Below are 13,074 nucleotides of genomic sequence, written 5' to 3'. Positions count from 1 at the left end.
CAGAGACCCGTCAGGAATGAGACTCTGATGGAGATTTCGAATCCCCGAGCCCCATCAGCGCTTGGAGGACGACATCGCCATCCTTGACCTGACTGCGGAGCGGGTCCACCGAGGACCACCGAGTTGCCCAGGATCGTTCCTCCGCTTCCAGCTGGATCGCCAACAGCGTGTCGAAGCTGAGCTGGCATACCCGAAAGTCGGGGTCAGTTGAATGAATCAGAGCCATCAGCGGTTCCTTCTCCGTCACCAGGATTGTTGATCTCGTCCAGGAGGCGTCGAGCACGTGGTGCGGGAGCCACGTACAGCGGTCGTGGGGAGGGTTGCGAGGGGCCCGGGTGGACAGGAAACCGATCAAACCGCCTATCCAAGCCCCCCGCCCACCGACCACCCGCGAGGCCCCCGTGAACGACCCGACCCCGATCCCCTCCGCCGGCACGCCCTACCTCGACGCCGCCGCCATGGCCCGTCTCCTCCCCATGTCCGCCGCGATCGACGCGCTGGAAGCGGTCCTCGTCTCGGGTCTTGACCCGGAGGCGGAGCCCGCGCGCGGTGTCGTGGACGTGCCCGGTGGTCAACTGCTCATGATGCCGTCGGCCACCGCGTCGTACACGGGCGTGAAGCTCGCCACGGTGACACCCGCCAATCCCGGTCGGGGCCTCCCCCGTATCCAGGGCCTGTACGTCCTCCTGGACGGGGTGACCCACTCTCCCCTGGCGCTCTTGGACGGCATCGCGCTGACGTCGCTGCGCACCCCCGCGGTGTCCGGGCTCGCGGTCCGGCATCTGGCCGTGTCCGGCGCTCGCCGTCTGCTGGTCTTCGGGACGGGGCCGCAGGCGTGGGGGCATGTGGAGGCGGTGCGGGCGGTGCGGCCCTCCCTGGAGCACGTCGACGTGGTCGGCCGGAACGCGGAACGGGTCGCGGCCTTCACCGACCGCTGCCGCGCTGCGGGTCTGTCGGCGGCAGCGGCGGCGCCCGATGACGTGGCCCACGCGGACGTGGTCTGCTGCTGCACCACGGCGCGTACCCCGCTCTTCGACAGCGCCCTGCTCCCCGAGCACGCGACGGTCGCCGCGGTCGGCTCCCACGAGCCGGACGCCCGCGAGGTCGACGCCGCCCTCGTGGGCCGCGCCACGGTGGTGGCGGAGTCGCACGGTGTGGCGGCGCGGGAGTGCGGCGACCTGGTGCTCGCGGCGGCCGAAGGCACCTTCGACATGTCCCGCCTGCGGACGCTGGCCGCGCTTGCCCGCGGCGAGGCAAAGCCCACGGAGGGGCGCCCGCGGCTGTTCAAGTCGGCGGGGATGGCCTGGGAGGATCTGGGGGTGGCGGCAGCGGTCTATGAGGGGTGGGCCGGTCTCGGCTGAGCGGTCGGCCCCGGCTGCACGGTCCGCCTCGGCTGAGCGGTCGGTCTCGGCTGAGCGGTCGGTCTCGGCTGAGCGGTCGGTCTCGGCTGAGCCGACATGTCTCGGCCGCGCAGCCGTACCTCGACGACGAGGCCGGCACGGCGCTGCCCGACCCGGGCGGCCTCGTGGGCAATGGCCGCCCTCACCACGCCGCCCTCACCACGCAGCCCTCGGCCACGAGCAGTTCCTCGGCCGGCGCCAACTCGTCGGTATGGTCGGGTACTTCGACGAGCAGACGGACCCGGCGGTTGAAGTCGGTGGCCCCGATGGTTTCCCTCGTCACGGCGTCGTCATCGACACCACGTACACCATCGGGTGCTCCGGATTCGCGCGGTCCACGACCACGTCCTGCGACGGCGCCGGGTCCTTCTGTTCGTGGGTGAGGCCCGACCAGGGGCCCGGGCCGGTGAACTCCCAGCCGACGACGTTCCGGTCTCGCTTGCTGATGGTGCGGTCGTCCGCCTTGAGCTTGCTCTCGCTCGTGCCGATCTGCTTGAGGAACTTGGCCAGGCCCTCGTTGCTGGTGAGGAACTGGACGTAGAGGCGGCTGGTGCGCCAGTTGTTCGTCTCGTAGTAGGCGACCTCCGCGGAGTACGGCGGGATCGGCACGTCGTACAGGCGGCGCTGCACCTTGGAGGGCCAGCCTTCGGTGAGGCCGGTCGCGGAGTACTTGTCCTCCTTGTCGCGGCCGCTGTTGCGGCTCTGGTTCGCGGAGGTCACCAGGTATCCGGCGGGGATGCCGATGAGGAGCACGATGATCGTCGCCGTCAGCCAGCGGCGGCGGATCATGTGGCGGCGGTCCTCGGTCCGGCCCCCGTCGCGGCCCGGTTCGGGGGCGCCGGGGCGGTCCGGGGACGAGGGCTGGCGGGGCACGGTCATCTACGGGGTTCCCTGCGAAGTGCGGTCGTCGGTGCGGCGGGCCTCGGCGTAGCGTTCGTAGCGTTCGTAGCGCTCGACGCGGCGGCGGTTGGCGCGGCGGAAGCGGCGGGCGACCAGGCGGGCCAGGTCGGCGGCGCCCACCATGCCCGCCTCGGGGCCCAGCTGGGCGCGGGCGATGCGCGCCTCGGGACGGTAGCCGCGGCCGGTGAGGTGGCGGCGGAACGCGTCGCGGGCCGGGCCGATCAGGAGGTCGTCGGCCGCGGAGACGCCGCCGCCGATCACGAAGCAGGACGGGTCGAGGGCGGCGGCGAGGTTCGCGATGCCGACGCCCAGCCACTGACCGATGTCCTGGAGCAGCTCCACGCACATCGCGTCGCCCTCGCGGGCCAGCTCGGTGATGAGCGGGCCGGTGATGTCGGGGACGTTGCCCTTGACGCGCTCGATGATGTTGTACGCCACCGGGGAGTCGGCGGCGGCCAGCTCGCGGGCCTCGCGGACCAGCGCGTTGCCCGAGCTGTACTGCTCCCAGCAGCCGCGGTTGCCGCACGGGCAGCGGTGGCCGCCGGGGACGACCTGCATATGGCCGAACTCGCCTGCCACGCCGAACTTGCCGCGCTTGACCTGGCCGTCCTCCAGGATCGCGCCGCCGATGCCGGTGCCGAGCGTGATCATGACGAGGTGGTCCTCGCCGCGGCCCGCGCCGAAGCGCCACTCCGCCCAGGCGGCGGTGTTCGCGTCGTTGTCGACCATGACGGGGACCGCGAGGCGCCCGGAGATGCGGTCGCGCAGCGGTTCGTTGCGCCAGGACAGGTGGGGGGCGAACAGGACGCGGTTGCGGTCCGCGTCCACCCAGCCCGCCGCGCCGATGCCGACCGCGTGCACGTCGTGCCGGTCGGAGAGGTCGAGGACCAGTTCGACGATGGTGTCCTCGACGACGCGGGGGCTCTTGGACTTGTCCGGGGTCTCCGTGCGGAGCGTCTCCAGGATGTTGCCGTCGGCGTCGACGACGCCTGCCATCACCTTCGTGCCGCCGATGTCGATGCCGACGGTGGGGACGCGGGGCGCCGTCAGGAGGGATCGGCGCTCCCTCGTGCCCACGGTTCGCAGGACGGTGGCTCGGGCGGAGCCGCGGTGTGCGAGGTCGCGGTAGGTGCTCATTGCGGCGATTCTGCCTCACGCTCGCGGGGGCGCGCACAACGGGCACCCCGGCGGGCGCCCGCTATTGCGCCCCGCAGGGGCGCGGGGAACTGCGCGCTCAGCCCATGAAAAGCCGCAGTCGCCATGCGGGAAGACCACGCAGACGCGTCTGCGGCATGGCCGTGGCTGGTCGCGCAGTTCCCCGCGCCCCTGCGGGGCGCTTGCTAGCGGCGTTCCAGTTCGTGACGGAGGTCGTCCAGTTCGCTGCCGCCCGCCATCTCGCGGGTCAGGTCGTCGAGGGAGATCTCGTCGCGGGTGTAGGAGCCCGACATCGTGCCGCGCTTCAGGAGTACGAAGCGGTTGCCGACCAAGTACGCGTGGTGCGGGTTGTGCGTGATCAGGACCACCCCGAGCCCGGCGTCCCGCGCGGCGGCCACGTACTTCAGGACGACGCCGGACTGCTTGACGCCGAGCGCCGCGGTCGGCTCGTCGAGGACGAGGACCTTCGCGCCGAAGTAGACCGCCCGCGCGATCGCCACGCACTGGCGCTCACCGCCCGACAGCGTGCCGATGGGCTGGTCCACGTCGCGCAGGTCGATGCCCATGCGCAGCAGCTCCGCACGCGTCGTCTCGCGCATGAGGTCGACGTCCATGCGCTTGAAGGGGCCGACGCCCTTCGTCGGCTCCGAGCCGAGGAAGAAGTTCCGCCAGACCGGCATGAGCGGGACCACGGCGAGGTCCTGGTAGACGGTGGCGATGCCCCGGTCCAGCGCCTCCCGCGGCGAGCCCAGCTTCGCGTCCTCGCCCTCGATGCGGAAGGCGCCCGCGTCATGCCGGTGCAGCCCCGCGATGATCTTGATGAGGGTGGACTTGCCGGCGCCGTTGTCGCCGAGGACGCAGGAGATCTCGCCCGCGTGGACTTCCAGGGAGACGCCTTCGAGGGCGCGGATGTTGCCGTAGTACTTACTGACGTCGTCCAGCTCGACGAGCGGCGTGCGCTCCGTTACGGGCGTCGCGTCGGTCTCTTCCGTCATTTCGTCGCCTCCGCGCGCTTGCGGACCCAGTGGTTGAGCAGGGTGGCCAGGAGCAGCATCACGCCGAGGAAGAACTTGAACCAGTCGGGGTTCCACTCGGCGAACACGATGCCCTTGCTGACCATGCCGAAGATCAGCGCGCCGACGGCCGCGCCGACCGCGGAGCCGTAGCCGCCCGTGATCAGGCAGCCGCCGATGACGGCCGCGATGATGTAGATCAGTTCGTTGCCGACGCCCTCGCCCGACTGGACGACGTCGTACGAGAACAGCAGGTGCTGGCCGGAGATCCAGGCGCCGAAGGCGACGCCCATATAGAGGCCGATCTTGGTCGCGGCGACCGGGACGCCGACCGCGCGGGCCGCTTCCTCGCCGCCGCCGACCGCGAAGATCCAGTTGCCGACGCGGGTGCGCAGCAGGATCCAGGTGGCGACCGCGATCAGGGCGAGCCACCACACAATGGTGATCTTGAAGTCGACGCCTCCGAGGGTGATGGTGGAGGCGAAGACGTCCTTGGCGGAGGCGAAGCCCTCCATGTCGGCGATCGACTTGGTGGAGACGGTCTCGCTGATCAGCTTGGTGAAGCCGAGGTTCATGCCGGTCAGCATCAGGAACGTGCCGAGCGTGATGATGAAGCTCGGCGGGTCGGTGCGGGTGAGCATGACGCCGTTGAAGACGCCGACCGCGAGGGTGGCGACGAGGGAGACGAGCACGCCGACCCAGACGTTCGCCGTCATCTGGTAGCTGAACATCGAGGAGATCAGCGCGGACGTCGTCACCAGGACGCCCGCCGAGAGGTCGAACTCGCCGCCGATCATGAGGAGCGCCACCGGCACCGCCATGATGCCGAGGGTGGAGGCGGCGTACAGCACCGTGGCGAGGCTGGTGGCCTGGAGGAAGCTGTCCGCGACGATCGCGAAGAAGACGAAGACGGCGACGGCGCCGACGACCGAGCCCAGCTCGGGGCGGCCCAGCAGCTTCTTCAGCGGCGAGGTCTTCAGCAGGCGCTCGTCGCTCTGGGTGTCCGGAGCGGGCGCGGGCGCTGTGGCGGTCATCGGGTCCCTCGCTTCGCGTATTCCTCGAGCTCGTCGGCTTGGTCCTTGGTGACGATCTGCGGTCCGGTCAGGACCGGCTTGCCGCCGCCGAGGACGTCGGCGTTGTACTTGTACAGCCAGAGCAGGTCGACGGCCTGGTAGCCCTGGAGGTAGGGCTGCTGGTCGACGGCGAAGCCGAGGTCGCCGGACTTCAGACCCGCGGCGACCTTCTCGTTGAGGTCGAACGTGTCGACCTCGGCCTTGCTGCCCGCGCTGTCGGCGGCCTTGACGGCGGTGTCCGCGAAGGGCGCGCCGAGGGTGACGACGGCGTCGACCGACTTGTCGGTCTGGAGGCGCGCCTCGATGGAGGACTGGACGTCCGGCATGTTGGTGCCGGTCACGTACAGGTTCTGCATCTTGCCGTCGAAGGTCTTCTTGGCACCCTCGCAGCGCTGCTCGTGGCCGACGTTGCCCTGCTCGTGCAGGATGCACAGCGCCTTCTTCTTGCCGCGCTTGTTCAGCTCCTCGCCGACGGCCTCGCCCGCGATCGTCTCGTCCTGGCCCACGTGGGTGAGCGCGCCGAACTTCTTGGACTCCGCGGAGCCGGAGTTCACCGTGATCACCGGGATCCCGGCCTTCTCGGCGCGGGCCAGGGCGCCCTTCATCGCGTCGGGCTTGGCCAGCGTGACGATGATCCCGTCGACCTTCTTGTCGATGTAGGAGTCCACGAGCTGGGCCTGCTGCTGGGCCTCGTCGTCATGGGCGTACAGGAACTTGATGTTGTCCTTGACGGCTGCCTGCTTGGCGCCGCTCTGGACGATGTCCCAGAACGTGTCGCCGTCGCCCGAGTGGGTCACCATGCCGAAGGTCCAGCGCGGCGTGTCCACCGCGGCCCTGCCGCCCGCCGCCGCTGCCTTGCGGGCGTCCTCGGCGCGCTTGCCGCCCGTGCTGCTGCACCCCACCAAAGACGCCCCGAGCACCGCAACCAGCACGGCCCCCACCGCGCGTACCCCTGTCTGAACCCTTGCCACGACGCCGTGCCCTTCTTGTTCTGCTCCTCGGTGCGGCCGGTCCGGATCCCCGGCCCCGGCCGCCCAAGTATCGACCACGCGGTTCCCGCATGCGGTCATCGGGTACCGCGGGCGGTGTACTTCTCCAGCTCCGGCACGTCCTTCTCGGTGACGATCGTGGGGCCGGTGAGGACGGGTTTGCCGCCGCCGATGACGTTGGCGTTGGTCTTGTGGAGCCACAGCTGGTCGATCGCGAGGTAGCCCTGGAGATAGGGCTGCTGGTCGACGGCGAAGCCGACCTCCTCGGCCTTGAGGCGCTTGACGACCTCGGCGTTCAGGTCGAACGTGCCGACCTCGGCCTCGCTGCCTGCGTCCTCCTTGGCCTTGACGGAGACGGCCGCGATCGGCGCGCCGAGCGTGACCACGGCGTCGATGCCCTTGGTGGCCTGGAGCTTCGCGCTGATGGAGGACTGGGCGGCGGGCGCGTTGGTGCCCTCGACGTTCAGGTTCTCGACCGTGCCTTCGAAGGTCTTCTCCACGCCGGCGCAGCGCTGTTCGAGGGAGACGTTGCCCTGTTCGTGGATGACGCAGAGCGCCTTCTTCATGCCGCGCTTGTTCAGTTCGTCGCCGACCGCCTCACCGGCGACCGACTCGTCCTGGCCGATGTGGCCGAGCGCGCCGGACTCCGCCGAGAACTCGGCTCCGGAGTTGATCGTGACGACCGGTATGCCGGCGTCCGCCGCCTTGGCGAGGACGGACTTCATCGCCTCCGGCTTGGCCAGCGTCACGACGATCCCGTCGACCTTCTTGTCGACGAACGACTGGACCAGCTCGGCCTGTCCCTTGGCCTCTTTGTCGTTGGCGTAGAGGAACTCGACGTTGTCCTTGCGGGCGGCCGTCTTGGCGCCGTTCTGGACGATGTCCCAGAAGGTGTCGCCCTCGCCCGAGTGCGTGACCATCGCGATCTTGAGGCGTGGCGTGTCCACTCCCTTGCCGCCGCCCGAGCCGTCCCCCGGCTCCTCGTCGTCCTTGCCGCCGGAACTGCTGCACCCCGCGAGCGCGATCACCGCGACGAGGGCCGCGGCCGTGCGTGCAGTACGCATGGGACCACCTCTTCTCCCGGCCGCCCGAGTGCGGCTGGAGGAGTTCTAGCGGCGGGCGCGCGGCAACGTCAATGGCTTTGTCAGAACATTCTGACGAATGTGAGCCAGTTGGAACCTACGGCCTTGCCGCGCACCCGGGGTCCCGCCACGCGCCTACGGTCGTACGAGCAGCTGGAACTCGAAGGAGTACCGCGAGGCCCGGTAGACGTGCGCGCCGAACTCGACAGCGCGCCCCGTGTCGTCGAACGTCGTGCGCCGCATGGTGAGCAGCGGGGCACCGGCCGGTTCCGCGAGGCCCTCGGCCTCTTCCGCGGTGGCGGCACGGGCGCCGACGGACTGGCGGGCGCTGTGCAGGGTCAGGCCCGCGCCGCGCATCAGACGGTAGAGACCGGTGGCCTCCAGGCGCTCGGTGTCGAGGTCGAGGAGCCCCGCCGGCAGGTGGTTGGTCAGATACGCCATGGGCTCGCCGTGGGCCAGCCGCAGCCGCTCCACGCGGTGCACCTCGTCGCCCTCGCCGACGCCGAGCGCGGCCGCCACCTCGGCGGACGCCGGCTCCAGGGTGTTGTGCAGGACCCGGGTCTGGGGGCGCTGGCCCGCCGCCTCCAGGTCGTCATAGAGGCTGCTCAGCTCCAGGGGGCGCTTGACCTGGCTGTGCACGACCTGCGTACCGACGCCTCTGCGCCGTACGAGCAGGCCCTTGTCGACGAGGGACTGGATGGCCTGGCGGACGGTGGGCCGGGACAGGCCGAGCCGTCCGGCCAGCTCGATCTCGTTACCGAGGAGGCTGCCCGGGGTCAGGGCGCCGCGCTCGATCGCCGCTTCCAGCTGCTGGGCCAGCTGGAAGTAGAGCGGGACCGGGCTGCTGCGGTCGACGCCGAGCCTGAGGGTCAGGGTGGGGTCATCGACCCGCTTGTCCTGAGCTGGTTTGGCGACTGGTTTGGACACGGGCCGAGCGTAGTCCCGGCGGGTGATGACGGGAAGTTCTGAAGTTCTGTTGTCCGGACAGCCGGTTTGTCAGGACAAAGGATTGACAGGGTGGCCGGGCATGGCGAGGGTGGGGTCATGCGCATCGGACTGATCGGAACGGGCCGTATCGGCACATTTCACTCCATGGCCCTGAGTCGTCACCCCCAGGTGACCTCGCTCGTCGTCGCCGACGCCGACCCCGTGCGGGCGGCCGGCCTCGCGGCGCGGACCGGGGCGGTGCCCGCGCCCTCGGTGGACGACGTCTTCACCATCGGGGTGGACGCCGTGGTGATCACGGCGGCGACCTCGGCGCACGCCGAGCTGATCGGCAGGGCGGCGCGCGCCGGCCTGCCGGTGTTCTGCGAGAAGCCCATCGCGCTCGACCTGCCGGGCACGCTGGCCGCGCTCGCCGAGGTCGAGGCGGCGGGCACGACCCTGCAACTCGGCTTCCAGCGGCGCTTCGACGCGGGCTACGCGGCGGCGCGCGAGGCGGTGCGCTCGGGCCGGCTCGGGCGGCTGCACACCGTGCGCGCGATCACCTCGGACCCGGCGCCGCCCCCGGCCGCGTACCTGCCGCTGTCCGGCGGCCTGTACCGCGACTGCCTGGTACACGACTTCGACGTGCTGCGGTGGGTGACGGGCCGCGAGGTCACCGAGGTGTACGCGACCGGCTCCGACGCGGGCCCCGCGATGTTCCGCGAGGCGGGCGACGTCGGCACGGCGGCGGCGGTCCTCACCCTCGACGACGGCACGCTCGCCACGGCCACGGCGACCCGCTGCAACGGCGCGGGCTACGACGTACGCATGGAACTGGCCGGGGATCTCGACCAGTTGGCGGTCGGCCTGGACGACCGCACACCCCTCACCTCCGTGGAACCGGCGGGCCCGCCCGCGCCGGTCAAGCCCTGGCCCGGGTTCCTGGAGCGCTTCGCCCCCGCGTACGAGGCGGAGCTGGCCGCCTTCGTCGAGGTCGTACGGGGCGAGCGGGCGAACCCCTGCGACGGCCGCGAGGCACTGCGAGCGCTGCGGATCGCGGAGGCGTGCGAACTGTCGCGGCGGGAGCGGCGGTTGGTGCGGATGACCGAGATCCCGGCGGGCTGAGACACGCGACGCGCCCCTTGTGGGCCCCGCCGCTCAGGCCGTGGAGAGCACGGTCCCCTGCGCGATGGCGCACAGCGTCCTGGCGTCTGCGCCTCCCCCGTCTGCCCCGTCCCTCCCCTGCGCCACGCTGAACAACTCGCAGCGGACCGTCGCCTGGCGCCGGCCCGTGTGCACCACGACGGCGTGGGCGACGAGCTCGGCGCCGGTCGCCGGACGCACGTACTGGATGGAGAAACCGGAGGTCAGCACCGCGGGCCCGAGCGTGGTGCCCGCGGCGAACGTGATGCTGTTGTCGGCCGCGTAGGCGAGCACGCCGCCGTGCAGGAAGCCGTTCTGCTGCCGGAGTTCCTCGCGGGCCGCGATCTCCAGGGTGGCCGCCCCCTCACCGAACCGCGTGATGCGCGCCCGCACGAGCCGACTGAACGGCTGGGCGTCCAGGACCTTCTGGGCCATGGCGAGGTCGATGGGATCGGGGGCGGCGTCGAGGGACTCGGCGGGGGCAGGTGGTTCAGTCATGCACGACTATTACCACCGTTCGGGCTCGCCGATGACCGGCCGCGTCCGCTCAGCCGTCCTGGTCGAGCAGTCCCGCGTCATGCGCCAACAGCGCGATCTGCACACGGTTGTTGAGGTCCAGCTTCGTCAGAATGCGGGAGACGTGCGCCTTCACCGTGGCCACGCTGAGGAAGAGCTGCGACGCGATGTCCGCGTTCGAGCCGCCGCGGCCCACCGCCACGGCGACTTCCCTCTCGCGTTCACCGAGCGCGTCGAGCCGGGCCAGCGCCCGGCGCCTGCGGTCCAGTTGGGGGTCGGCGCCCGTCGCCTGCGTGATCAGCTGCCGGGTCACTCGCGGGGAGAGGACGGGCTCGCCCGCGGCGACCGCGCGGACCGCCGCGACGATCTCCGCGGGCGCCGTGTCCTTCAGGACGAACCCGGCCGCGCCCGCCCGCAGGGCCCGCAGGACCTGTTCGTCCGCGTGGAAGGTGGTCAGGACGATGACCTCGGGCGCGCCGGGGCGCTTGCGCAGCGCTTCCGTGGCGGCGAGGCCGTCCATCGTGGGCATGCGGATGTCCATCAGGACGACGTCGGGGCTCAGTTCACCGATGAGCGGGGCGACCTCGGTGCCGTCCCCCGCCTCGCCGACGATCTCGATGTCGTCCGCGCCGCCGAGCATGAAGGACAGCCCGGCGCGCACCAGCGGGTCGTCGTCGACGAGGAGCAGCCTGATCGGTTTCATGACGCCCACGGTAGCCAGGCCTCCAGGTGGAATCCGCCGCCGGGTCCGGGCCCGTGGGTGAGCCTGCCGCCCGCGAGCTGGGCCCGTTCGGCCAGTCCGATCAGGCCCTGCCCGGAGCCGGGCACGTTCGGTACGTCGCCGGGCGGGGCGGGGTTGCGCACGGCGATCGTCAGGCCCCCGCCGGGTGTGCCGGAGACGGTGACGGTGACCTCGGCGCCGGGGGCGTGCTTGCGGGCGTTGGTCAGGGCTTCCTGCGCGATGCGGTACGCGGTGCGGCCGAGGGCGGCGGGTACGGCCGCGGGGTCGGGGACGCGGCTGTCGAGGACGACCTTCATGCCCGCCGCGCGGGACTCGGCGACCAGGGCGTCCAGAGCGGCGAGCGTGGGCTGGGGACGGCCCGGGGCGTCGGTGTCGCCGTCACGCAGGACGCCGATCACCTGGCGCAGGTCTTGCAGCGCCTCGTGGGCGCTCTCCCGGATGACTCCCGCCGCGCGGACGATCTCGGCGCGGGGCGCGTCGGGTCGGAACTCCAGGGCGCCCGCGTGGACGCTGAGCAGGGTGAGGCGGTGCGCCAGGACGTCGTGCATCTCGCGGGCGATGGCCTCGCGGGCGAGCCGCTGGGCCTGCTGGGCGCGGAGCGCGGCCTCGTTCTCGGCGCGGATGGCGCGCTCGCGCAGGCTGAGCAGCAGTTCGCGGCGGGAGCGTACGAACATGCCCCAGCCGATGACCGTCACGGTGAGCAGGACGCCGAAGGCGACGGCCACGCCGTACGGCATGTCGGCGTCGGGCCGTATCAAGTACGCGAGGGGGACGACCGCGATCGAGGCGCCGCCGATCCACGCCACGTACCGGAAGGGCCGGTGGACGGCGAGGGTGAAGACGGCGATGGCCGCCGCGCCGCCCGCCGTGTCGGAGGCCATGCCGACCGGCACCATCGCGATGGCCAGGCCCACCGGCCAGCGCCTGCGCAGCCAGACGACGGCGCAGGCGAGCGCCCCGAGGATTTGGTCGAACTCCGCGAGGTCCTGGGAGATCCGCGGGTTGGCGGCGACCGCGTCGGCGCCGATCATCCCGATGAGGACGGCCGCGAAGAAGCAGGTGAAGTCGGCGATCCAGTCGCGCACGGTCCGCCGCGACCTGCCCTTCGCCCTGCCCGGATCGAACTCCCGGGCGATCGCGGAGGGCAGCGCCCAGGGGCTCCTGGCCAGAGGCCCGTGCGGGGCATGGCGCTCGGGGCGCTCCGTGGACTCGGTTTCGCTCATGGTCGACAAATCTACGCACCCGGTGGGGCCGGCGGGCGGTCCCCGCGTGTGATCACCGACCAAAGTAGCGCGGGTCGCAGACTTTCGGACCCGTACGCCGGACGGATCCTCGCCCCGCGGCGGATGTGCGCGAGCAAGGCGCGGGGCGAGGATCCTCGTCATGAAGCGGCTACTGGAATTTCTCGGTTTCCTCCTGCTCGTCCAGGGCGCGGGCGGCGTGGTCCACGACCTCTCCGACGAGCGGTACGGGTGGGGTCTGCTGCGCCGCTTCGGCGTTCTGGAGAGCTACGAGCTGTACGCGAGCATCGCGATGATCGTGCTGGCGATCGCGCTGTTCGCCGCCGCGGAGAGCCGGCAGGAGGGCTGACCGCGCGCCGCCGCCCCGGGGAGGTCCGGGCGAGGGCTCAGCAGCCGTGGTCGACCAGGGCGAAGGACGCGTAGTGGTCGGCGGTGTAGTAGTCCTCCTGGCTCTTCTCGCCGGTGACGATGCGGCGGGCGCCGCGGTCGTCCGAGCCCGGGGTGACGACCGTGTACTCGTGGTAGTAGCCGGAGCCCTGCCGCGGCAGTTCGCCTTCGCGGTTCTGGAAGACGGTGCCGTCCTGCGGGTACGGGTAGGGGCCGCCCGCCTCGATCAGGTCGAGGGTGTCGTGTGCCTGGGCGGGCAGCGCGGAGTAGCAGATGTCGCCGACCGCGGTGACGGCGTACGAGGACTGGGAGACGGGCGCGGGGGACGCGGCGGGAGTGGCGCCCGCGGTGGCCGCGGCGGGGCCGCCGACGAGCAGGGCGGCGGCGAGGGCGGTGGCACCGAGAATTCGTGGGGGGATTCGCATGGGGCAAGTGTGACGCGCGTAGAGGTTGAGGTGTCAACGTCAAGTGCGGTGAATTTTCCTGGAGTTAACCTTCCTTCACCGCAC

At 71.4% G+C, this 13,074-nt stretch carries 15 protein-coding genes; 3 read left to right on the top strand and 12 right to left on the bottom strand.

Going from position 1 to position 13,074, the window contains the following annotated elements; all coding sequences use genetic code 11:
* Window positions 1-401 precede the first annotated feature (401 nt).
* Window positions 402-1,361, top strand: a complete 960-nt coding sequence (locus tag CP975_RS29420; protein ID WP_342787993.1) for an ornithine cyclodeaminase family protein — start codon at window positions 402-404, stop codon at window positions 1,359-1,361.
* Window positions 1,362-1,542: 181 nt separating this feature from the next.
* Here the strand turns inward: CP975_RS29420 and CP975_RS35175 are convergent, their stop codons facing one another.
* The 8 genes from CP975_RS35175 to CP975_RS29380 all read right to left on the bottom strand — a co-directional run bounded on the left by CP975_RS35175 (window position 1,543) and on the right by CP975_RS29380 (window position 8,539).
* Window positions 1,543-1,683 carry a hypothetical protein gene (locus CP975_RS35175; RefSeq protein WP_167532749.1) on the bottom strand — a complete coding sequence of 47 codons (141 nt, stop codon included), beginning with the start codon at window positions 1,681-1,683 and terminating at the stop codon, window positions 1,543-1,545.
* Entirely contained in the window at window positions 1,680-2,279 is a 600-nt protein-coding gene (locus CP975_RS29410) for a hypothetical protein (RefSeq protein ID WP_055536089.1), read from the bottom strand. Before CP975_RS29410 ends, CP975_RS35175 begins: the two co-directional genes overlap by 4 nt.
* Window positions 2,280-3,437 (bottom strand): ROK family glucokinase, encoded by a 1,158-nt coding sequence (locus CP975_RS29405; protein WP_030778286.1) that lies wholly within the window; start codon window positions 3,435-3,437, stop codon window positions 2,280-2,282.
* A 203-nt stretch (window positions 3,438-3,640) separates the two neighbouring features.
* Complete coding sequence (locus CP975_RS29400; RefSeq protein ID WP_150477541.1) at window positions 3,641-4,450, bottom strand: ATP-binding cassette domain-containing protein; 810 nt, start codon at window positions 4,448-4,450, stop codon at window positions 3,641-3,643.
* A complete protein-coding gene (locus CP975_RS29395; protein WP_055528280.1) occupies window positions 4,447-5,502 on the bottom strand; it encodes an ABC transporter permease in 1,056 nt (351 codons plus the stop codon). Before CP975_RS29395 ends, CP975_RS29400 begins: the two co-directional genes overlap by 4 nt.
* A complete protein-coding gene (locus tag CP975_RS29390) occupies window positions 5,499-6,512 on the bottom strand; it encodes a sugar ABC transporter substrate-binding protein (RefSeq protein WP_030778281.1) in 1,014 nt (337 codons plus the stop codon). The genes CP975_RS29395 and CP975_RS29390 overlap by 4 nt, the downstream gene beginning before the upstream one ends.
* 95 nt (window positions 6,513-6,607) lie before the next feature.
* Entirely contained in the window at window positions 6,608-7,594 is a 987-nt protein-coding gene (locus CP975_RS29385; protein WP_055528282.1) for a sugar ABC transporter substrate-binding protein, read from the bottom strand.
* A gap of 153 nt (window positions 7,595-7,747) precedes the next feature.
* Entirely contained in the window at window positions 7,748-8,539 is a 792-nt protein-coding gene (locus CP975_RS29380) for a GntR family transcriptional regulator (RefSeq protein ID WP_425474288.1), read from the bottom strand.
* A gap of 117 nt (window positions 8,540-8,656) precedes the next feature.
* Between CP975_RS29380 and CP975_RS29375 the strand changes: the two genes are divergently transcribed.
* The gene (locus CP975_RS29375; protein WP_055528283.1) at window positions 8,657-9,661 is read left to right on the top strand and encodes a Gfo/Idh/MocA family protein; all 1,005 of its coding nucleotides are present in this window, start codon (window positions 8,657-8,659) and stop codon (window positions 9,659-9,661) included.
* A gap of 33 nt (window positions 9,662-9,694) precedes the next feature.
* Here the strand turns inward: CP975_RS29375 and CP975_RS29370 are convergent, their stop codons facing one another.
* From CP975_RS29370 to CP975_RS29360, 3 genes are read right to left on the bottom strand one after another with little or no spacing between them, the layout of a single operon-like run.
* Window positions 9,695-10,177, bottom strand: a complete 483-nt coding sequence (locus CP975_RS29370; protein ID WP_055528284.1) for a PaaI family thioesterase — start codon at window positions 10,175-10,177, stop codon at window positions 9,695-9,697.
* A gap of 49 nt (window positions 10,178-10,226) precedes the next feature.
* Entirely contained in the window at window positions 10,227-10,898 is a 672-nt protein-coding gene (locus tag CP975_RS29365; RefSeq protein WP_055528355.1) for a response regulator transcription factor, read from the bottom strand.
* The gene (locus CP975_RS29360) at window positions 10,895-12,160 is read right to left on the bottom strand and encodes a sensor histidine kinase (RefSeq protein WP_150477539.1); all 1,266 of its coding nucleotides are present in this window, start codon (window positions 12,158-12,160) and stop codon (window positions 10,895-10,897) included. The genes CP975_RS29365 and CP975_RS29360 overlap by 4 nt, the downstream gene beginning before the upstream one ends.
* A gap of 160 nt (window positions 12,161-12,320) precedes the next feature.
* On the opposite strand from CP975_RS29360, the gene CP975_RS29355 reads away from it, so the two are divergent.
* A complete protein-coding gene (locus tag CP975_RS29355; RefSeq protein ID WP_055528288.1) occupies window positions 12,321-12,527 on the top strand; it encodes a hypothetical protein in 207 nt (68 codons plus the stop codon).
* A gap of 37 nt (window positions 12,528-12,564) precedes the next feature.
* Here CP975_RS29355 and CP975_RS29350 read toward each other — a convergent pair whose 3' ends face one another.
* Window positions 12,565-12,990 carry a guanyl-specific ribonuclease gene (locus CP975_RS29350; RefSeq protein WP_055528289.1) on the bottom strand — a complete coding sequence of 142 codons (426 nt, stop codon included), beginning with the start codon at window positions 12,988-12,990 and terminating at the stop codon, window positions 12,565-12,567.
* Window positions 12,991-13,074: the final 84 nt, after the last annotated feature.

The organism is Streptomyces alboniger (assembly GCF_008704395.1).
GTDB lineage: Bacteria > Actinomycetota > Actinomycetes > Streptomycetales > Streptomycetaceae > Streptomyces > Streptomyces alboniger.
This window is presented reverse-complemented; position numbering and strand designations above follow the sequence as displayed.